This window comes from Staphylococcus carnosus (genome assembly GCF_900458435.1).
In the GTDB taxonomy this organism is placed as follows: Bacteria; Bacillota; Bacilli; order Staphylococcales; family Staphylococcaceae; genus Staphylococcus; species Staphylococcus carnosus.
This window is the reverse complement of the sequence record NZ_UHCT01000001.1, coordinates 2395045-2417420: the sequence shown is the minus strand read 5'-3', so window position 1 is coordinate 2417420 and position 22376 is coordinate 2395045. Positions and strand designations below refer to the sequence as shown.

Sequence of the window (22376 nt, the reverse complement as noted above, 5' to 3'; positions counted from 1 at the left end):
CGTTTGTGCTAAATGGCGCAAATGGTATTTTTTTTATGGACGATAATATGTAATAATACGCCGCAAATTTATAGAAATCGCGGTTGGAAGCGTTAACAACAACGCGTTTTTGTTCTTTTCAGCAAAGGATTCTTTGCGTAATTAAGAATATAATATTAATGTAGAGTGTTATTCACAATAAGAATACAACGCAGATATAATACAAGAACATAAACTTTCGGAATAACACTTTACTGTTATCTGCTATTTTTGAAATATGCGATAACAACGGTATTTTTCTTTCTTTACTTTTAATTTTAAAAATAACAAATGGCCTCTCATGCTTAACTCGTTAAGCTGAGAGATTTTTGTGTTAAGATAGGGTGTGAAACCATACTACATAGACATTGAATAACCATCATCCACACCGAGATCAATGTCATTTTAACGCTTTAATTTATAGAGATGGAGGAAAAAAGCATGAAGTGTATTGTCGGATTAGGCAATATCGGTAAACGATTCGAACAAACAAAACATAATATCGGCTTCGAAGTGATAGATTATCTATTGGAGTCTAATCAATTTAAATTAGATAAACAAAAATTCCGCGGTGCATATACAATTGAACGACTTGGCGGAGAGAAGGTATTACTCATTGAACCGATGACAATGATGAACTTATCAGGAGAAGCTGTAGGTCCATTAATGGATTATTATAATGTAGATCCAGAAGACTTATTAGTTCTTTATGATGATTTAGATTTACCGCAAGGGCAAGTGCGTTTGCGTCAAAAAGGAAGTGCCGGGGGTCATAATGGAATGAAATCGATTATCCAGCATCTTGGTACAGATAACTTTAAACGTATTCGTATCGGGATCGGCAGACCGACGAACGGCATGTCAGTTCCTGATTATGTATTACAGAAATTTTCGAAACAAGAAATGGAAACAATGAATAAAGTAATAGAACATTCTGCACATGCGGTTGAAGATTATGTTTCTAATTCTCGATTTGATCATGTGATGAATGAATATAATGGTGAGGTCTCGTGAAATCAATAATTACAGATTATATAAATAAAGATAAACGATATGAAGAGTTAAACGATGCATTTGGTCAAGAGAATGTTTTAGTAACTGGCCTTTCAGGTGCTGTCAAAGCAACGATGATGGCAGAGAAGTATCTCTCATCTGATCGTCCGCTTGTAGTAGTCACAAATAACCTCTATCAAGCAGATAAGTTAGAGGCAGACATACAACAATATATTAATGATGATGAAATTTACAAGTATCCGCTTCAAGACATCATGACTGAAGAGTTTTCTACCCAAAGTCCTCAATTGATGAGTGAACGTGTACGTACCCTTACTGGTTTAGCCGAAGGACAGCGAGGGTTCTTTATCATACCTTTAAACGGGCTGAAAAAATTACAAACACCTGTCGATATCTGGCAGTCACACCAACTTAAATTATCAGTAGGTGACGATATTGATGTTGATGATTTCCTTAATAAATTAGTCGATATGGGTTATCGTCGAGAAACTGCTGTTTCGCATATCGGAGAATTCTCATTACGCGGAGGTATCATTGATATTTATCCGTTAATCGGCGCACCTGTACGTATTGAGCTATTTGATACAGAAGTGGATTCAATCCGTCAATTCGATATAGAATCACAACGTTCTGAAGAAAATCAAGAGACAGTAGAAATTACCTCAGCCAGTGATTATATTATTACGGATGATGTGCTTAAGCGTATCAAAACACAATTAAAAGAAGCATATGAAAATACACGCCCTAAAATTGATAAGTCAGTACGCAATGACGTTAAAGATACGTACGAAAGCTTTTTACAATTCGACAGCAACTTTGTTGATCACCAAGTCATCCGTCGATTAGTTACTTTTATGTATGAACAGCCTGCAACACTTGTAGACTATATCAGCAACAATGCGATTATCGCTGTAGATGAATACAATAGAGTAAAAGATACAGAAGAAACTTTAACAACAGAAGTCAATGACTTTATGACGCAATTAATCGAAAGCGGAAAAGGTTTTATCGGCCAGCAGTTTATGAATGATAAAGCTTTTGAAGAACTTATCAACACGAGAAATATTACGTACTTCACACTTTTCACTACGAGTATGCCGGTCAAATTAAATAACATTATTAAATTCTCAAGTAAACCTGTTCAACAATTTTATGGACAATATGATATTATGCGTTCGGAATTTCAACGTTATGTCAACAACGGCTATACAGTAGTCGTCTTAGTTGAAACAGAAACGAAAAAAGAACGCGTTAAATCAATGATGAATGAGATGCATATTCCAGTTGTAGAAGGTACAGCAGGAGAACATATGGAAGGCGGCCACGCAGTCATTGTCGAAGGCAGTCTTTCAGAAGGTTTTGAACTGCCGTATATGCAATTAGCTGTTGTGACAGAACGTGAATTATTCAAGTCTAAACAGAAAAAAGCTAAAAAACGCACACAGACAATGAGCAATGCAGAACGTATTAAATCTTATCAAGATTTAAAAATCGGAGACTATGTAGTCCATGTCCATCATGGTGTCGGTCGTTATTTAGGTGTAGAAACACTTGAAGTCGGAGATGTACATCGCGATTACATCAAAATCCAATACAAAGGGACAGACCAACTATTTGTACCTGTCGATCAAATGGATCAAGTGCAGAAGTACGTTGCTTCTGAAGATAAAACACCGAGACTTAATAAACTTGGCGGTACGGAATGGAAGAAAACGAAAGCTAAAGTTCAACAAAGTGTTGAAGATATCGCAGATGAATTGATTGAGCTGTATCGTGAACGTGAAATGGCACAAGGTTATCAATATGGCGCAGATTCTGAACAACAACATGAATTTGAAATGGACTTCCCATATGATTTAACAGCAGACCAAAGTAAATCTATAGTAGAAATCAAAGATGACATGGAAAAAGAACGTCCTATGGATCGTCTGCTTTGCGGTGATGTGGGTTATGGTAAAACAGAAGTTGCCCTGCGTGCTGCTTTTAAAGCTGTAATGGAAGGCAAACAAGTGGCTTTCTTGGTTCCGACAACTATCTTAGCACAGCAACACTATGAAACATTAATCGAACGTATGCAAGATTTCCCGGTAAATATTGAGTTGATGAGTCGTTTTCGTACACCGAAAGAAGTTAAAGAAACTAAAAAAGGTTTGGAAGACGGTACAGTCGACATTGTCGTAGGGACACATAAACTCTTAGCTAAAGATGTGAAGTATAAAGATTTAGGATTGCTTGTAGTCGATGAAGAACAACGTTTTGGCGTAAGACATAAAGAACGTATTAAATCATTGAAAACAAACGTTGATGTTTTGACATTGACAGCAACACCGATTCCGCGTACGTTGCATATGAGTATGCTTGGAGTACGTGATTTATCTGTTATTGAAACACCGCCGGAAAACCGCTTCCCAGTCCAAACTTATGTCCTAGAACAAAATTCGAATTTCATCAAAGAAGCACTTGAACGCGAATTATCACGCGGCGGCCAAGCGTTCTATTTATACAACAAAGTACAATCTATCTATGAGAAGAAAGAACAATTGCAAATGCTGATGCCTGAAGCCAATATCGGTGTGGCACATGGTCGTATGACAGAACGTGAACTAGAAGATACGATGATTGGATTCGTCGACGGAGAATACGATATTTTAGTCACTACAACAATTATTGAAACCGGCGTAGACGTGCCGAATGCGAATACTTTGATTATTGAAGATGCAGACCGTTTCGGTTTGAGCCAATTGTATCAATTGCGCGGACGTGTCGGCCGTTCATCTCGTGTCGGTTATGCTTACTTCTTGCATCCGACAAACAAAGTGTTGTCTGAAACAGCAGAAGAACGTCTGCAAGCTATCAAAGAGTTTACAGAACTCGGCAGCGGCTTCAAAATTGCGATGCGTGATTTGAATATTCGCGGTGCCGGCAACTTGCTTGGTAAACAGCAGCACGGCTTTATTGATTCAGTCGGTTTCGACTTGTACTCACAAATGTTAGAAGAAGCAGTTAACGAAAAACGCGGCATCAAAGAAGAAACAACCACACCAGAAATCGAAATTGACTTGAACATGGATGTATATCTGCCGACAGAATATATCCCGAATGAACAATCTAAAATTGAAATCTATAAAAAACTCCGTCAAATTGAAAATGAAGAGCAGTTAATGGATATTAAAGATGAATTGATTGATCGTTTCAATGAATATCCAATTCAAGTTGAACGTTTGCTGGATATTGTTGAAATGCGTATTCATGCATTGAATGTCGGTGTACTGCATATTAAAGACACTGGTAAAGCAGTTGAAGTCCAACTGTCTGAAAAAGGTACAGAAGATATTAACGGCGAAGCATTATTCAAACAAACCTTGCCTTTAGGACGCGACATGAAAGTCGGTGTTGAAGATGGTGCAATGAAAGTCACATTGGCTAAAAATAAACGCGCCGGTGCATGGTTCGATCGTCTGAAATTCTTAATGAAATCATTGGAAGAAAGTATGGTTATACCGGATGAAGCGTAAATCAGCCTTTAATGGCGTGGTCATTCTGACACTCGCTTTAATTGCGGTTAAAATACTGAGTGCAATTTATCGAGTGCCTTATCAAAATGTATTAGGTGATGCGGGACTGTATGCGTACCAGCAAGTGTATCCATTTTTATCGCTGGCTACGATTTTGTCTATGAATGCGATTCCGAGTGCGGTGACACAAAACTTCGGTGCACATTGGACAGACAAACGTATCAGCCAAGTTGCAATCGGCATACAGACGGCTTGTTTTGCGATATTTTTAATCGTCTTTTCAGGTGCTTCTGTGATTGCGCGTATTATGGGCGATATGCATTTGACACCGATGATACAAATGGCGAGCTGCAGTTTCTTGGTGGTCGGTGTACTTGGCGTTTTGCGGGGCAGTTATCAATCGCGTCAACAAATGGAATTGCCGGCTTACTCACAAGTGATTGAACAAATTGTGCGTGTCGGTATCATTTTAGCGATGATCGTCGTTTTTGCGGTCGGTCACGGCACGATTTATCAAATTGGTAAATGGTCGATACTTGCTTCAGCGCTCGGTTTCTTAGCTGCATCGTTGTTCCTGATATGGAAAAGACCGTTTCGCTTTCAATGGCAGTGGCGTGAAAATGATATAGAAAGCCAAGTTTGGAAACGTTTGACTGCAGCAATTATCATTTTCTCAGCCTCTCATTTAATTGTGACAACATGGCAATTGATGGATAGTTTCAGTGTCATACGTGAATTGCAGCATTATGGACTTTCATTTAAAGAATCTATTGTACAAAAAGGGATTTATGACCGCGGTGCTTCTTTTATTCAAATCGGTCTGATTGTGACGACAACTTTTTGTTTTGTCTTAATTCCTTTATTGACGAATGCATTCAGAGAAGGGCGCTTTGAGCGTATGAATCGTTATGCGAATGCTTCTTTGAAGATCACAGTAACCATTAGTGTAGCAGCAGGTGTCGGATTAATGAATCTGCTGCCGTTGATGAATCGTGTGTTCTTTAAAAATGATGTGTTGACGGCTACTTTAGTCATTTATATGCTAACGGTTATTTGTGTATCGCTGATTATGGTCAATATTGCGCTGCTTGAGGTACGTCGTCAGTCACGTTTAATTTTAATTACCTTTGCGGCAGGAGCGTTATTGAAATTAGTGCTGAATGTCTTGTTGATTCCGCGTATCGGTATTATCGGCGCGAGTATCAGTACGGTTTTATCGTTATGTTTATTTGCGGGTGTCTTGCAATGGCGTGCATTTCGCTTCTACCGCTTCAGACATTTGCGTACGTTTGTGATGAAATTAATCATTTCGATGGTCGGTATGACGCTCACGGTACAGGTGGTGATGTGGCTGCTTCCGACAACTGAACGTTTATCAGGTATGTTGGAATTGCTTGTTGCAGCTATAGCTGGTGTAGCAGTGGTGGTTGCTGCCATTATAGGATTGAACTTGCTGACTTATAAAGAACTGCAGCATATGCCGTTTGGAGATAAATTGTATCACTTTAAGAAAGGACGAAAACGATGACACATACGATTACAATTGCAGGTTTAGGCAATTATGGACTTGATGAACTGCCTTTAGGTGTATACCGCTATTTAATCAATACACCTAAGGTTTATGCGCGTACACTGGACCACCCGGTGATTCAAGAATTGCGTGATACAGAACAAGCTGAAATAGAATGGATGAGTTTTGATGATGTTTACGAAGCACATGATGAATTTTCTGAGGTATATGAAGAAATTGTAGCGCGGTTAGTGGAAGCTGCACAATCAGAAGATATCGTCTATGCAGTGCCTGGGCATCCGAGAGTGGCTGAAACTACGACTGCACTCTTAACAGCATATGCAGCGAGCCATGATGATGTAAAAGTGCGAGTATTAGGCGGTAAAAGTTTCATTGATGACGTGTTTGAAGCGGTACAAGCAGATCCGAATGACGGCTTTACATTGTTGGACGGTACAGCTTTAGAAGCATCGCAATTGAATATTCGTACGCATACCTTGATTACACAAGTCTATAGTGCGATGACAGCGGGTGATTTAAAACTGACATTAATGGAACGCTATCCTGATGATTATACGGTATGGATTGTAGATGGCGCACGTAGTACAGGTGCAGCACTAATTGAAACGCCATTATTCGAACTAGATCATCATGATATTTTCAGTAATTTGACCAGCGTATTTGTGCCGCGTATTGAAGATACAGATTTAATGCATCGTGATTTTGATTTTGCGGAATCAGTCATTGATACTTTGGTAGATGATGAAAAAGGGTGTCCATGGGATAAAGAACAAACCCATGATTCATTGAAACGTTATTTACTAGAAGAAACTTTTGAATTGTTTGAAGCAATTGATAATGAAGATGATTGGCATATGATTGAAGAACTCGGAGATATTCTGCTTCAGGTAATGCTGCATACGAGTATCGGCAAAAAAGAAGGATACATGGATGTCCATGAAGTAATTGAAAGCATGAATGATAAAATGATCCGCCGTCATCCTCATGTTTTTGGAGAAGCGCACGCTGAAAATGTAGAGGATTTAAAAGCAATATGGTCAGAGGCAAAAGCTGAAGAAGGCAAACAAGAACGTGTTAAATTTGAGAAAGTATTTGCAGACCATTTTATGGCGTTGTATGATGATATCAAAAATAAAGACTATAATGAGGCAGAACTAAGCGCCTTTTTAGAAAAGAAAGAGGGAAAATAGAGTGAGATTAGACAAGTATTTAAAAGTTTCACGTTTAATCAAACGACGCACCTTGGCTAAAGAAGTCAGTGACCAAGGCCGTGTACAAGTCAACGGCAATACAGCTAAAGCCGGTACGGACGTGAAAGTCGGAGATGAGATTGTGATCCGCTTCGGCCAACGTGTGGTTACGATTAAAGTAACAGGATTAAATGAGCATGCTTCTAAAGAAAACGCTAAAGGCATGTATGAACTCGTCAAAGAAGAACGTATTAACGAAAATGATTAAGGAGGTGAATTGCCATGAATAGAAAAGTTGAACATATGGAGAATCGGTACATTGAAAATGAAAACCGCAAGAAAAAACGGCATGAGATGAGAAAACGTGTCGTGAAACGGCGTATTATGCTGTTTGCGGGTATTTTACTGGCGATTATCTTAATTCTTTCTATTATGGTGTTCACCCAAATCAGAAGCAATGCAGATGATGCTAAAGAACGAAAAGCGAAAGAAGAAAAATTTCAGAAGCAGCAAGATGAAGAAATTGCTTTAAAAGAACAGCTTAACAATTTGAATAATAAAGACTATATCGAGAAAATTGCACGTGATGATTATTATCTAAGTAATGACGGCGAAGTGATTTTCAAATTACCGAAAGATAAAGGTAAAAAGTAGAGGCATAAATCTTTTTAGTAGAGGGAAATGAAATATCTAATTGAATTAACTGATATAGCATTGTTAAATTGTGACAACAAGCATATAATAGAGTTAAATTAAAATTGAAAGAAATCGGAGGATTTATTTAGGATATGTCAATCGAAGTAGGAAGCAAGCTTAAAGGGAAAGTCACTGGTATCAAGAAATTTGGTGCGTTTGTAGAATTACCTGAAGGGAAAAGTGGCTTAGTTCACATCAGTGAAGTTGCAGACAAGTACGTTGAAAATGTTGAAGAACATTTGTCTGTGGGAGATGAAGTAGAAGTTAAGGTACTATCTATTGCTGACGACGGCAAAATTAGTCTTTCAATTAAAAAAGCAAAAGATCGTCCAAAAAGACAACACCATAGAGGTGGCAATAACCACCACGGTAAACCAGCACAAAGTAAACCAGAGGACTTTGAAAAGAAATTAAGCAACTTCTTAAAAGATAGCGAAGAAAAAATGACTTCTATCAAACGTCAAACTGAATCAAGAAGAGGCGGCAGAGGTTCTAGACGCTAATCTCATCTTATATATAATCTAGACTGTTTCTTAGGGAACAGTCTATTTTATTTTGAAAAAATAAAATACGTATCTCTTTGTAATGAAGTATGAAACAGGTATAATATAGGGGCTGATTAGAAACAACTACGACTATTGCCGCAATGATCGAGAGAGACAGCTTTCTTCATCCATAAGTCCCTTTTTTAAACCGATAAAGTTTGAGCATCAACCATTTCTTTTTTAGATACCATGTGAACGAGGTGAAGGCAATGAATATTTATACACAAGGTTGGACTGAAAACGACCATCTCGCTATAGCTGTTTCAACTGGTGTAGACAGTATGGTGCTGCTTGATGTATTAACAACAGAATTTGCACATACATATCAAAAACTGACCGTGCTGCATGTCAATCATGGTATTCGTGAAGCCTCAAAAGAAGAAGAACAATTTATTCGCGATTATTGTGAAAAGCATCAAATTCCTTTGGCTGTCCATCATTTGGATTTATCTGAACTGACAGCACAAGGAAAAAGTATTCAACATACAGCACGTGAACAACGTTATGATTGGTTCGAAACACACATGAAAACAATTGGTGCGAATGTATTAGTAACTGCACATCACCAAGATGATCAATTAGAAACTATTTTTTACCGGATCATGACAGGCAGATCGACAAGAAGTCCGTTAGGGATGTCTGTACAAGAAACACGTCCTGGTTTTAAATTGGTTCGTCCGTTGCTGAATGTCACTAAAAGGGTTATCAGACAGTATCAAGTGACCAATGAAGTGCCTTATTATGAAGATGCATCTAATACAGATAACCATTATGTCAGAAATGATATCCGTAATCGTATTTTGCCGGAGATTGATGAAAATCCGCAGCTGGATGTTTCGCAATTATTGAAATTAAAACAATGGCATGATGCACAATTTCAGCAGCTGCAAGATACTGCAGATCGATTTATTCAAGAAAATACAGAAACTGAACAAGAGCGTATCAATATAGACCGCAATGCATTCAACCAGCTGATGCATTCACAAAAAACTACAGTTATGGATAAGTTGTTGAATAAGTGGACAAAAAACCAACCTATTTCTGAACATGCTTATCATGAATGGTTTGCACAACTGGAGAGTTCAGCTGCTCAAGCTGTAATTTATGCGACAGATAAATGGAATATTCAAATTGTGTATGATAAATTTATAATAATGGGTTATACAGATACAGATTTAACACCGAAGCGGATTACACAATCAGGACATTATCAGTTTGGTACATATCAAATTATAATCGATGAAACAATTGAGGATGCGGATTTGCCGATAGTGGTTCGTGTACGCCAAGCAGGTGACCGTTTTGTTTTACCTCAAAACAGAGGCCATCAGAAAGTCAACCGCTTGATGATCAATCGCAAAGTTCCAGGCTACGAACGCGATCGATTGCCCATATTGCTGAATAAACAAGGGGAGATAGTCGCAGTCGGCACACTTTTTACTGCGCCGAATTATGAAAAAAAATTAGAGATCACAAATTTAGGAGTGTAATCATGATGAAAGATGATTTAAAGGAAATATTACTGACTGAAGATGAAATTCAGCAGATTTGCCGCCAACTCGGCGCAGAAATCACAAAGGACTATAGAGGTAAGGACCTTGTTTGTATTGGTATTTTAAAAGGATCTGCTATGTTTATGTCAGATTTGATTAAACGTATCGATACACATCTATCTATCGATTTTATGGATGTTTCAAGCTATCATGGCGGAACTGAATCAACAGGAGAAGTTAAAATCCTGAAAGATTTAGGCAGCTCAATCGAAAATAAAGATGTTTTGATTATTGAAGATATTTTGGAAACAGGTACAACTTTGAAGTCTATTACTGAATTATTGAAATCACGTCGCGTGAATTCTTTAGAAATCGTGACACTATTAGATAAACCTAATCGTCGCAAAGCAGATATTGAAGCAAAATATGTAGGACGTAAAATTCCAGATGAATTTGTTGTAGGCTATGGTTTAGATTACGCAGAATTTTATCGTAATTTACCGTACGTCGGTACATTAAAACCTGAAGTTTACCAAAATAAATAAACATTTTAATCATGTGTATGGTTAAGTTTTTCTTAAAGTTGAAATACTAGCCATAAAAAGTTATATTGTGTTACAATTTTTGTTAGTTTTATTATTGGAGTAGGAGGAAAAAACGCATGCAGAAAGCTTTTCGCAATGTGCTTGTAATCGCAATCATTGGCGTTTTTATATTCGGTTTATTTTCTTGGCTGAATGGTAATGGCAATATGCCAAAGCAACTTTCTTATACACAGTTCACGAATAAACTCGAAAAAGGCGATCTGAAAACTTTAGAGATCCAGCCTGAACAGAATGTATATTTAGTAAGCGGAAAAACCAAGAGCGGTGAAGATTATTCTTCAACGATGCTATATAATAACGAAAAAGACTTGCAAAAAGTCACAGATGAAGCACACAAACAAAAAGATTTGAAGTTTACAGTTAAAGAAGAAGAAAAACAAAGCGTATTTGTAAGTATTCTTTCAACATTGATTCCAGTATTGGTTATTGCTTTATTATTTATTTTCTTCCTTAGTCAAGCACAAGGCGGCGGTGGTGGCGGCCGTATGATGAACTTTGGTAAATCCAAAGCGAAAATGTACGATAACCAAAAACGCCGTGTACGTTTCTCTGACGTAGCGGGTGCAGATGAGGAAAAACAAGAATTAATCGAAATTGTAGATTTCTTGAAAGACAATAAGAAATTTAAAGATATGGGCTCTAGAATTCCTAAAGGTGTACTTCTAGTAGGTCCTCCGGGTACAGGTAAAACGTTACTTGCACGTGCTGTTGCAGGTGAAGCGGGTGTACCATTCTTCTCAATCAGTGGTTCTGATTTCGTTGAAATGTTCGTCGGTGTCGGTGCGAGCCGTGTCCGCGACTTATTCGAAAATGCTAAGAAGAATGCACCTTGTATCATTTTCATCGATGAAATTGATGCTGTTGGACGCCAACGTGGTGCTGGTGTCGGCGGCGGTCACGATGAACGTGAACAAACGTTGAACCAATTATTAGTAGAAATGGATGGCTTCGGTGAAAATGAAGGTATCATCATGATTGCCGCTACAAACCGTCCAGATATCTTAGACCCTGCGTTATTACGTCCAGGTCGTTTTGACAGACAAATTCAAGTCGGCCGTCCAGATGTTAAAGGACGTGAAGCAATTCTATATGTACATGCTAGAAACAAACCTCTAGATGAAACAGTAGACTTGAAAGCAATTGCGCAAAGAACACCAGGTTTCTCTGGTGCCGATTTAGAAAACTTGCTGAACGAAGCATCATTAATTGCGGTTCGTGACGGTAAGAAGAAAATCGATATGCGTGATATTGAAGAAGCAACAGACCGTGTTATTGCAGGTCCAGCTAAGAAATCACGTGTTATTTCTGAAAAAGAACGTAATATTGTGGCACACCATGAAGCGGGTCATACAATTATCGGTATGGTCTTGGATGAAGCAGAAGTGGTACATAAAGTTACCATCGTACCGCGTGGTCAAGCCGGCGGTTATGCAATGATGCTTCCTAAACAAGATCGCTTCTTAATGACAGAGCCTGAATTGCTTGATAAGATTTGCGGCTTGTTAGGTGGTCGTGTATCAGAAGATATCAACTTTAATGAAGTTTCTACGGGTGCTTCTAACGACTTTGAACGTGCAACACAAATTGCGCGCTCTATGGTAACTGAATATGGTATGAGTAAAAAACTTGGACCAATGCAGTTTACGAAAGGAAGCGGCCAAGTCTTCTTAGGTAAAGATATGCAAGGCGATCCAGAATACTCTGGACAAATTGCTTATGAAATCGACAAAGAAGTACAACGCATTATTAAAGAACAATATGAACGTTGTAAGCAAATCTTGTTAGAACACCAAGAACAACTTCGATTGATTGCGAAAACATTGTTAACTGAAGAAACTTTAGTACGCGAACAAATCCATTCATTATTCTACGACGGCAAATTGCCTGAAGTGAATTATGATGACGCTAAAGTTGTAAATCATGGCGATGAAGACTTCGCAGAGGGTAAATTCGGTAAATCTTATGATGAAATTCTTGATGAAGTTCAAGATGAAGATAAAAAATATCAAGAAGAAGAAGCCGAAGTAGACAAAGAAGAAGAAAACCAAAAAGAATATGAAGCACGTAAACGTGAAGATGCACAACGTGATAATGATTCTTCTTCTGATGACCATGATAACAATCAATCAGATCGTAACAATGACCGTCGCAACGATTAATAAAATAACATTGTTGTTTGAAATCAAATAATGTAGATTAAAATCTCTTTCTGCTATCATGAGAATACGCAGGAAGAGATTTTTTAGACCAAAATAATTATAAAAATGACTAAACGTATTAAATATAAAAACTAAGTAAGAGGAGTAATAAGGATGACACAAGATTATATCGTAAAAGCATTAGCATTTGACGGTGATATCCGTGCATATGCAGCTGTTACAACAAATGCAGTACAAGAAGCACAAACAAGACATTACACTTGGCCAACAGCTTCAGCAGCATTAGGCAGAACAATGACTGCTACAGCAATGATGGGGGCTATGTTGAAAGGGGACCAAAAATTAACAGTGACGGTTGACGGCCATGGTCCTATCGGACGAATCGTAGCAGATGCGGATGCTAAAGGAGATATCCGCGGTTATGTTACTAATCCGCAAACGCATTTCCCATTAAATGACCAAGGTAAATTAGACGTACGTCGTGCAGTGGGTACAGATGGCACTTTGACTGTTGTTAAAGATGTCGGCTTAAAAGATTATTTCTCAGGTTCAAGTCCGATTGTTTCTGGTGAACTTGGAGATGACTTTACGTATTATTATGCAACAAGTGAACAAGTACCTTCTTCAGTAGGACTTGGTGTTTTAGTGAACCCGGACAACTCTATTAAAGCTGCAGGCGGTTTTATTATTCAAGTAATGCCGAATGCGAAAGAAGAAACAATTGATAAAGTCGAAAAAGCAATCGGTAATATGACACCTGTTTCAAAATTGATTGATCAAGGATTGTCTCCAGAAGAATTGTTAACAGAAATCCTCGGTAAAGAGAATGTGAAATTCTTAGAAACAGTACCTGTTAAATTTGAATGTAATTGCAGCCACGAAAAATTCTTGAATGCGATTAAAGGATTAGGTGAAGCTGAAATTCAAGCTATGATAGATGAAGATCATGGTGCAGAAGCAGAATGTCATTTCTGCCGTGCTAAATACCAATACAGTGAAGCAGAACTTAAAGGTTTAATTGAAGAATTAAATGCATAATTATTAAATTCAGAGCGGATTCGATGCGGATTTTAAAGCATTGAATCCGCTTTTTTTCACGTTTTCTTTTCGAAAAACAGGAAATATAAAAGAATAGAGACAATCAACTTGTGATTTGTCATACAAGTCTGATAAAATAATGATATCCGATGAAATAGCTAAGATATATTTGAAATAGAATTAAATATGAATTGAGATGTAAAGATAGGGCTTTAAACATATTGGATAATGCATCTCGTTATCTTATTTTCAATATCGTTTTAATTAAAAAGGAGTGTTTTTTTATGGCAAAGAAACCTGTAGATAATATTGTTCAAATTATTGGAGATACACCTGTAGTTAAACTACGCAATGTAGTACCTGAAGACGCAGCTGATGTTTATGTTAAATTAGAATATCAAAACCCAGGCGGCTCAGTTAAAGACCGTATTGCTTTAGCAATGATTGAAAAAGCTGAACGAGAAGGCAAAATCAAACCAGGCGACACAATTGTAGAACCGACAAGCGGTAACACAGGTATCGGTTTAGCATTTGTTGCAGCTGCTAAAGGTTATAAAGCAGTATTCACAATGCCTGAAACAATGAGTATTGAACGTCGTAATTTATTAAAAGCATACGGCGCAGAAGTGGTATTAACACCTGGATCTGAAGCGATGAAAGGTGCAATTAAAAAAGCTAAAGAATTAAAAGAAGAGTACGGTTATTATGAACCACAACAATTCGAAAACCCTGCCAATCCACTTGTTCATGAATTGACAACTGGTCCAGAATTAATTGAACAGTTTGAAGACAGAACAATTGATGCATTCTTAGCAGGTGTTGGTACAGGCGGTACGTTGACAGGTGTCGGCAAAGTCTTGAAAAAACAATACCCTGATATCGATATTGTAGCGATTGAACCAGAAGATTCTCCTGTATTAAGCGGTGGAGAACCAGGTCCTCATAAATTACAAGGTTTAGGTGCAGGCTTTGTTCCTGATACTTTAGATACTAAAATTTATGATGAAGTGATTAAAGTCGGCAACGAAATTGCGATGGAAACTTCACGTCGTGTGGCTAAAGAAGAAGGTATCTTAGCAGGTATTTCTTCAGGTGCTGCAATTCATGCTGCGATTCAAAAAGCAAAACAATTAGGAAAAGGTAAAACAGTTGTAACTGTATTGCCAAGTAACGGTGAACGTTACCTTTCAACTCCGCTTTATTCTTTCGAAGATAAATAAGAATGAGGTAATACAGCTGTCTGCAGAATGCTCTTATCAGAGTATTCTGCGGCAGCTTTTTTGTTTTTGAGCACTTATACATTCGGTCATTTAATGAAGTTTGATATAATAAGAAGCAGTTATTTTGAAAGGAAGATCATCATGGCACATACAAAGATTATGGGTATATTAAACGTAACGCCTGATTCGTTTTCAGATGGCGGAAAATATAATTCAGTGGAAACAGCTGTAGCACGTGGGAAAGAAATGATGGATGAAGGTGTTGATATTATAGATATCGGCGGCGTGTCTACACGTCCGGGACATCAAGAAGTTGCTTTAGAAGACGAGCTTGAGCGTGTGATTCCAGTAGTACGTGCACTGTCTGAATTTAATGTACAGCTTTCAATCGATACTTTCAGAAGTGAAGTTGCAGAACAGGCTTTAGAAGCTGGTGCAACTATGATTAATGATCAATGGGCAGGCTTATATGACCCTAAAATGTTTGAAACTGTAGCACGCTATGACGCAGAGATTGTGCTGATGCATAATGGCGATGGCGAACGTGATGAGCCGATTATGGATGAAATGCTGCTCTATTTATTAAAACAAGCTAATCGCGCAGAAGAAGCAGGTATCAAACATGATAATATTTGGATTGATCCGGGGATTGGCTTCGCTAAAAGCAGAGCGGAAGAACGCATTGTTATGGACCGTTTAGATGAACTTGTAGCAACAGAGTATCCTGTTTTATTAGCAACAAGCCGCAAACGTTTTATCAAAGAAATGATTGGAACGGACTCTCGTCCAGAAGACAGAGATGAAGCAACAGCAGCTACGACAGCTTATGGCATTATGAAAGGTGTTAAAGCAGTCAGAGTACATAACGTTGAATTGAATGCGCGTATTGCACACGGCATAGACTACTTGAAGGAGAATGAACGATGACAGATACAATTTTTCTCAATGGAATGCGCTTTTATGGTTTTCATGGTGTGCTTGAAGCAGAAAATGACATTGGGCAGATATTTGTTGTGGATGTCGTTTTGAAAGTAGATTTATCTGCAGCAGGGAAATCAGATTCTGTAGATGACACTGTGAATTATGCAGAAGTTTATGCAGATGTAAAAGAAATTATGGAAGGCGAGCCTAAGAATTTACTTGAACATTTGGCTACGCTTATTGCAAAACGTATAAATTCACACTATAATCGGGTATTGGAAACTAAAGTGAGAATTACAAAAGAAACACCACCTATTCCAGGACATTACGATGGGGTAGGAATTGAGATATCGAGGGTGAATTCAGAGCATGACTAAAGTTTATTTAGGCTTAGGCAGTAATGTCGGAGATAGAGAACATCAATTAAAAGAGGCGCTTCGTTTATTAGATGCGCAACAAAGTATAAAAGTAACCCGAGTGTCTTCACTTTATGAAACAGCACCAGTTGGATATGTTGACCAACCTGATTTTTTGAATTTATGCGCAGAGATTGAAACAGATTTAACACCGCAAGCAGTATTGAAAAACGGTTTGGATATAGAACAACAATTGCACCGTGTTCGTAAAGAACGATGGGGACCGCGCACATTAGATATAGATATTTTACTTTATGGTAATAAAATCATTGAAGATCAGGATTTAAGCATTCCGCATCCGCGAATGGCAGAACGTGCTTTTGTATTGATTCCTTTACAAGAAATTGCACCTGAGGCAATCAATCCGCGCACTCAGACAAAAATTAAAGATATTGAAGTCCCTGATGAAACTGTGAATAAATATCATAAACGTTAGAGAAAGATTGAGAGGTAATTATTATGTGGAAGATTGGAGATGTAGAAATCGACAATAGAGTCGTACTTGCTCCGATGGCTGGAGTTTGCAACTCTGCCTTCAGATTAACAGTCAAAGAATTCGGTGCAGGCTTAGTATGTGCTGAAATGGTTAGTGATAAGGCAATTTTATTCAACAATCCTAAAACAATGAATATGTTGTATATTGATGAGAATGAACGCCCGCTTTCATTACAGATTTTCGGCGGGGAGAAAGAAAGTCTTGTAGAAGCGGCAGTTTATGTAGATCAAAATACTACTGCAGATATCATTGATATTAATATGGGATGTCCTGTGAATAAGATTATTCGTTGTGAAGCAGGTGCCCGCTGGTTATTGGACCCTAATAAAATATATGAAATGGTTTCAGCTGTAACTGAAAAAGTGAGCAAACCTGTGACATGCAAAATGCGTATCGGCTGGGATGAAGATCATATTTATGCAGTAGAAAATGCTAAAGCAGCTGAACGTGCTGGTGCAGCAGCGATTTCATTGCACGGACGTACACGTGTTCAAATGTATGAAGGCCATGCAGATTGGGATATTATTAGACAAGTGAAGGAAGCGGTCAATATTCCTGTTATCGGCAATGGCGATGTAACAAGTCCTGAACTTGCACAAAAAATGTTAGATGAAACAGGCGTAGATGCTGTGATGATCGGTCGTGAAGCGTTAGGAAATCCATGGATGATTTATCGTACAGTTCATTATTTAGAGACTGGCGAATTAATGGATGAACCTACTGTAAAAGAAAAAGTAGAAATTGCTTTATTACATCTGCGCCGACTAGTAGAATTAAAAGGTGAGAAGATTGGTGTTATGGAAATGCGTAAACACGCTTCTTGGTATTTAAAAGGTGTAAAAGGGAACGGAAAAGCCCGTAAAGCATTAAACCAAGCAAACACTGAACAAGAAATGATTGATATACTGCAGAATTTCCAGGCAGAATCAACTGCAGCAACAGCAACCCAACAAGCTTAAAGGAGAGGTAACATGTCAGAAGAAATGAATGACCAAATGCAGGTCCGCCGTCAAAAATTACAAGAATTAATCGATTTAGGAATTGATCCATTCGGTAAACGTTTTGATCGTACAGCAAGTGCTGAAGAATTAAAAGAAGAATGGGATCAATATTCTAAAGAAGAGTTGCACGAAAAAGAAGATGAAGAAGCAGCGCATGTAGCAATTGCAGGCCGTTTAATGACTAAACGCGGTAAAGGTAAAGCTGGATTTGCGCATATTCAAGATTTATCTGGACAAATTCAAATTTATGTACGTAAAGACCAAGTCGGCGAAGAACAATTTGCAATTTGGAAAATGGCTGACTTAGGAGACATCGTAGGTATTGAAGGCGTTATGTTTAAAACAAACACAGGTGAGTTAAGTGTCAAAGCTAAATCATTTACTTTGTTATCAAAATCATTACGTCCATTACCAGACAAATTCCATGGTTTGCAAGATGTTGAACAACGTTATCGTCAACGTTATTTAGATTTAATTACAAATCAAGAAAGTACACAAACATTCATTAACCGCAGTAAAATCATTCAAGAAATGCGTAACTATTTAAATAGTAAAGGTTTCTTAGAAGTTGAAACACCTATGATGCACCAAATCGCAGGTGGTGCTGCTGCACGCCCATTCGTAACACATCACAATGCATTAGATGCAACGTTATATATGCGTATTGCGATTGAACTACACTTGAAACGTTTGATTGTAGGCGGATTAGAAAAAGTATATGAAATTGGACGTGTATTCCGTAACGAAGGTGTATCAACACGCCATAACCCTGAATTTACTATGATCGAATTATATGAAGCTTATGCTGATTTCCATGACATCATGGATTTAACAGAAGGCACAATTCGCCATATTTCTAAAAAAGTACTAGGCACTGCAGTAGTTCCTTATGGTGAATACGAAGTAGATTTAGATTCACCTTGGAAACGAGTTCATATTGTAGATGCTGTTAAAGAAGCAACTGGTGTAAACTTCTTTGATGTTAAATCTGATGAAGAAGCACGTGAACTTGCTAAGGAACATGGTATTGAAATTACAGATCATATGACATATGGTCATATTTTGAATGAATTCTTTGAACAAAAAGTAGAAGAAACACTTATTCAACCTACATTTGTATATGGACATCCAATTGAAATTTCACCACTTGCTAAGAAAAATCCGGAAGATCCGAGATTTACAGATCGTTTCGAATTGTTTATTGTGGGTCGTGAACATGCGAATGCATTTACAGAATTAAATGATCCTATTGATCAACGCGAAAGATTCGAAGCGCAATTGAAAGAAAAAGAACAAGGCAACGATGAAGCGCATGAAATGGATGAAGATTATATTGAAGCATTAGAATACGGTATGCCTCCTACAGGCGGTCTAGGAATTGGTATTGATAGACTTGTAATGCTATTAACTAATTCTCCATCTATCAGAGATGTATTGTTATTCCCATACATGCGCCAAAAATAATAGGCTATATAGAAGAAATAGAAAGAAGGGTGCTGGTAATCAGCACTCTTTTTTATGGGTTTTAATGTGAAGAAACATGCGGTATCTAGGTTCTCAAAGCTTTTTATCAACATATATTACAAAAACTTTAAAGAAATCAAAAAAACTTATGAAAAACCCTTGCAATAATTTTTAATGCGTGTATAATAGTTAAATGTTCTGAAGAAATAAAGTAACATTTTATGAGCGATTTTGTATGAATATAAGTTATTCAGAAAAATAACTCGAAAGTGTTGACAAGACTTAGAAAATGTAGTAACATATAAAAGTCGTCAAAAAGAACACGTCATACATTTGTAAAAAAGATTTTAACTGAGTGTAAAATTGACCATTGCAAATGTTAACAAAAACACTTAATATAGTTTAAGTGGAAAACACAAACAACTTATTAATTACATTGTCTGGTGACAATGGCAAAGAGGTCACACCTGTTCCCATGCCGAACACAGTAGTTAAGCTCTTTAGCGCCGATGGTAGTCGGACTTACGTTCCGCAAGAGTAGGACGTTGCCAGGCAATATAATTCGGAGAATTAGCTCAGCTGGGAGAGCATCTGCCTTACAAGCAGAGGGTCGGCGGTTCGAACCCGTCATTCTCCACCATTTAATAGCCGGCCTAGCTCAACTGGTAGAGCAACTGACTTGTAATCAGTAGGTTGGGGGTTCAAGTCCTCTGGCCGGCACCATCTTAAATCTTTTGAGCCATTAGCTCAGTTGGTAGAGCATCTGACTTTTAATCAGAGGGTCAGAGGTTCGAATCCTCTATGGCTCATCAGTTTTCCATTATACATTGCAGAAGTAGTTCAGCGGTAGAATACAACCTTGCCAAGGTTGGGGTCGCGGGTTCGAATCCCGTCTTCTGCTCCATTATTTTTGCCGGGGTGGCGGAACTGGCAGACGCACAGGACTTAAAATCCTGCGGTAAGTGATTACCGTACCGGTTCGATTCCGGTCCTCGGCACCATATAAATATTAGCGCCCGTAGCTCAACTGGATAGAGCGTTTGACTACGGATCAAGAGGTTATGGGTTCGACTCCTATCGGGCGCGCCATTTATAATTTTCACTACATAATAATTGAATGACGGGAAGTAGCTCAGCTTGGTAGAGCACTTGGTTTGGGACCAAGGGGTCGCAGGTTCGAATCCTGTCTTCCCGACTCTTATTTAATTATTCATAATGGGGGCTTAGCTCAGATGGGAGAGCGCCTGCTTTGCACGCAGGAGGTCAGCGGTTCGATCCCGCTAGTCTCCACCATTATTATTAAAATGAACATTGAAAACTGAATGACAATATGTCAACGTTAATTCCAAATTAACAAACGTCTTAGGACGTTTTAAAACAAATTAGTTTTTATGAGCTAGTCAAACAAATCATAACTTTTATGGAGAGTTTGATCCTGGCTCAGGATGAACGCTGGCGGCGTGCCTAATACATGCAAGTCGAGCGAACAGATGAGGAGCTTGCTCCTCTGATGTTAGCGGCGGACGGGTGAGTAACACGTGGGTAACCTACCTATAAGACTGGAATAACTCCGGGAAACCGGGGCTAATGCCGGATAATATGCAGAACCGCATGGTTCTGCAATGAAAGACGGTTTTGCTGTCACTTATAGATGGACCCGCGCCGTATTAGCTAGTTGGTAAGGTAACGGCTTACCAAGGCAACGATACGTAGCCGACCTGAGAGGGTGATCGGCCACACTGGAACTGAGACACGGTCCAGACTCCTACGGGAGGCAGCAGTAGGGAATCTTCCGCAATGGGCGAAAGCCTGACGGAGCAACGCCGCGTGAGTGATGAAGGTCTTCGGATCGTAAAACTCTGTTATTAGGGAAGAACAAGTGCGTAGGTAACTATGCGCACCTTGACGGTACCTAATCAGAAAGCCACGGCTAACTACGTGCCAGCAGCCGCGGTAATACGTAGGTGGCAAGCGTTATCCGGAATTATTGGGCGTAAAGCGCGCGTAGGCGGTTTTTTAAGTCTGATGTGAAAGCCCACGGCTCAACCGTGGAGGGTCATTGGAAACTGGAAAACTTGAGTGCAGAAGAGGAAAGTGGAATTCCATGTGTAGCGGTGAAATGCGCAGAGATATGGAGGAACACCAGTGGCGAAGGCGACTTTCTGGTCTGCAACTGACGCTGATGTGCGAAAGCGTGGGGATCAAACAGGATTAGATACCCTGGTAGTCCACGCCGTAAACGATGAGTGCTAAGTGTTAGGGGGTTTCCGCCCCTTAGTGCTGCAGCTAACGCATTAAGCACTCCGCCTGGGGAGTACGGCCGCAAGGCTGAAACTCAAAGGAATTGACGGGGACCCGCACAAGCGGTGGAGCATGTGGTTTAATTCGAAGCAACGCGAAGAACCTTACCAAATCTTGACATCCTTTGACCGCTCTAGAGATAGAGTCTTCCCCTTCGGGGGACAAAGTGACAGGTGGTGCATGGTTGTCGTCAGCTCGTGTCGTGAGATGTTGGGTTAAGTCCCGCAACGAGCGCAACCCTTAAGCTTAGTTGCCAGCATTAAGTTGGGCACTCTAAGTTGACTGCCGGTGACAAACCGGAGGAAGGTGGGGATGACGTCAAATCATCATGCCCCTTATGATTTGGGCTACACACGTGCTACAATGGACAGTACAAAGGGCAGCGAAACCGCGAGGTCAAGCAAATCCCATAAAGCTGTTCTCAGTTCGGATTGTAGTCTGCAACTCGACTACATGAAGCTGGAATCGCTAGTAATCGTAGATCAGCATGCTACGGTGAATACGTTCCCGGGTCTTGTACACACCGCCCGTCACACCACGAGAGTTCGTAACACCCGAAGCCGGTGGAGTAACCTTTTAGGAGCTAGCCGTCGAAGGTGGGACGAATGATTGGGGTGAAGTCGTAACAAGGTAGCCGTATCGGAAGGTGCGGCTGGATCACCTCCTTTCTAAGGATATATACGGAACAGTTTCAACAGAAACTGACGGATTAACGTGACATATTGTATTCAGTTTTGAATGCTCATTCGAGTA

17 protein-coding genes, 8 tRNA genes and 2 rRNA genes are annotated in these 22376 nt (G+C 39.0%); all 27 read left to right on the top strand.

Translation table 11 applies throughout. From position 1 onward, the window contains the following. Window positions 1-459 precede the first annotated feature (459 nt). Window positions 460-1032, top strand: a complete 573-nt coding sequence (gene pth, locus DYE31_RS11825) for an aminoacyl-tRNA hydrolase (RefSeq protein ID WP_012664180.1) — start codon at window positions 460-462, stop codon at window positions 1030-1032. After that, entirely contained in the window at window positions 1029-4547 is a 3519-nt protein-coding gene (gene mfd, locus DYE31_RS11820; RefSeq protein WP_012664181.1) for a transcription-repair coupling factor, read from the top strand. The genes pth and mfd overlap by 4 nt, the downstream gene beginning before the upstream one ends. Then, a complete protein-coding gene (locus DYE31_RS11815) occupies window positions 4537-6075 on the top strand; it encodes a polysaccharide biosynthesis protein (protein WP_012664182.1) in 1539 nt (512 codons plus the stop codon). Before mfd ends, DYE31_RS11815 begins: the two co-directional genes overlap by 11 nt. After that, window positions 6072-7268, top strand: a complete 1197-nt coding sequence (locus tag DYE31_RS11810; RefSeq protein WP_012664183.1) for a MazG nucleotide pyrophosphohydrolase domain-containing protein — start codon at window positions 6072-6074, stop codon at window positions 7266-7268. Before DYE31_RS11815 ends, DYE31_RS11810 begins: the two co-directional genes overlap by 4 nt. A gap of 1 nt (window position 7269) precedes the next feature. Further along, window positions 7270-7536 (top strand): RNA-binding S4 domain-containing protein, encoded by a 267-nt coding sequence (locus DYE31_RS11805; RefSeq protein WP_012664185.1) that lies wholly within the window; start codon window positions 7270-7272, stop codon window positions 7534-7536. Between the two features lie 14 nt (window positions 7537-7550). After that, window positions 7551-7922: an FtsB family cell division protein gene (locus tag DYE31_RS11800; protein WP_012664186.1), complete on the top strand. Its 372-nt coding sequence runs from the start codon at window positions 7551-7553 to the stop codon at window positions 7920-7922. Window positions 7923-8056: 134 nt separating this feature from the next. Further along, complete coding sequence (locus DYE31_RS11795) at window positions 8057-8467, top strand: S1 domain-containing RNA-binding protein (RefSeq protein WP_012664187.1); 411 nt, start codon at window positions 8057-8059, stop codon at window positions 8465-8467. A 251-nt stretch (window positions 8468-8718) separates the two neighbouring features. Beyond that, complete coding sequence (tilS, locus tag DYE31_RS11790; protein WP_012664188.1) at window positions 8719-9999, top strand: tRNA lysidine(34) synthetase TilS; 1281 nt, start codon at window positions 8719-8721, stop codon at window positions 9997-9999. A 5-nt stretch (window positions 10000-10004) separates the two neighbouring features. Continuing rightward, window positions 10005-10547, top strand: a complete 543-nt coding sequence (gene hpt, locus DYE31_RS11785; protein ID WP_046100640.1) for a hypoxanthine phosphoribosyltransferase — start codon at window positions 10005-10007, stop codon at window positions 10545-10547. A gap of 116 nt (window positions 10548-10663) precedes the next feature. Beyond that, entirely contained in the window at window positions 10664-12766 is a 2103-nt protein-coding gene (gene ftsH, locus DYE31_RS11780; RefSeq protein WP_012664190.1) for an ATP-dependent zinc metalloprotease FtsH, read from the top strand. A gap of 153 nt (window positions 12767-12919) precedes the next feature. Next, window positions 12920-13804: an Hsp33 family molecular chaperone HslO gene (hslO, locus tag DYE31_RS11775; protein WP_012664191.1), complete on the top strand. Its 885-nt coding sequence runs from the start codon at window positions 12920-12922 to the stop codon at window positions 13802-13804. A 284-nt stretch (window positions 13805-14088) separates the two neighbouring features. Further along, on the top strand, window positions 14089-15024 hold the full coding sequence (gene cysK / locus DYE31_RS11770; protein WP_012664192.1) for a cysteine synthase A: 936 nt from the start codon (window positions 14089-14091) through the stop codon (window positions 15022-15024). Between the two features lie 141 nt (window positions 15025-15165). Further along, window positions 15166-15951 (top strand): dihydropteroate synthase, encoded by a 786-nt coding sequence (folP, locus tag DYE31_RS11765; protein WP_012664193.1) that lies wholly within the window; start codon window positions 15166-15168, stop codon window positions 15949-15951. Then, on the top strand, window positions 15948-16322 hold the full coding sequence (gene folB, locus DYE31_RS11760; RefSeq protein ID WP_012664194.1) for a dihydroneopterin aldolase: 375 nt from the start codon (window positions 15948-15950) through the stop codon (window positions 16320-16322). The genes folP and folB overlap by 4 nt, the downstream gene beginning before the upstream one ends. Beyond that, window positions 16315-16797, top strand: a complete 483-nt coding sequence (gene folK, locus DYE31_RS11755; protein ID WP_012664195.1) for a 2-amino-4-hydroxy-6-hydroxymethyldihydropteridine diphosphokinase — start codon at window positions 16315-16317, stop codon at window positions 16795-16797. The genes folB and folK overlap by 8 nt, the downstream gene beginning before the upstream one ends. Before the next feature lie 23 nt (window positions 16798-16820). Next, window positions 16821-17816, top strand: coding sequence for a tRNA dihydrouridine synthase DusB (gene dusB, locus DYE31_RS11750; RefSeq protein WP_012664196.1), 996 nt, complete (start codon window positions 16821-16823; stop codon window positions 17814-17816). Window positions 17817-17828: 12 nt separating this feature from the next. After that, complete coding sequence (gene lysS / locus DYE31_RS11745) at window positions 17829-19322, top strand: lysine--tRNA ligase (protein ID WP_012664197.1); 1494 nt, start codon at window positions 17829-17831, stop codon at window positions 19320-19322. Window positions 19323-19761: 439 nt separating this feature from the next. Continuing rightward, a 5S ribosomal RNA gene (gene rrf / locus DYE31_RS11740) occupies window positions 19762-19876 on the top strand. A 10-nt stretch (window positions 19877-19886) separates the two neighbouring features. Continuing rightward, a tRNA-Val gene (locus DYE31_RS11735) sits at window positions 19887-19962 on the top strand. 7 nt (window positions 19963-19969) lie between these two features. Continuing rightward, a tRNA-Thr gene (locus DYE31_RS11730) sits at window positions 19970-20045 on the top strand. Between the two features lie 13 nt (window positions 20046-20058). Continuing rightward, window positions 20059-20131 (top strand) — tRNA-Lys (locus tag DYE31_RS11725). A 20-nt stretch (window positions 20132-20151) separates the two neighbouring features. Next, window positions 20152-20226 (top strand) — tRNA-Gly (locus DYE31_RS11720). Between the two features lie 8 nt (window positions 20227-20234). Then, window positions 20235-20323 (top strand) — tRNA-Leu (locus DYE31_RS11715). 11 nt (window positions 20324-20334) lie between these two features. Further along, window positions 20335-20411, top strand: a tRNA-Arg gene (locus DYE31_RS11710). A 32-nt stretch (window positions 20412-20443) separates the two neighbouring features. Beyond that, window positions 20444-20517 (top strand) — tRNA-Pro (locus tag DYE31_RS11705). Window positions 20518-20539: 22 nt separating this feature from the next. Next, window positions 20540-20615, top strand: a tRNA-Ala gene (locus tag DYE31_RS11700). A gap of 124 nt (window positions 20616-20739) precedes the next feature. Beyond that, window positions 20740-22291: ribosomal RNA gene (locus DYE31_RS11695) — 16S ribosomal RNA — on the top strand. Window positions 22292-22376: the final 85 nt, after the last annotated feature.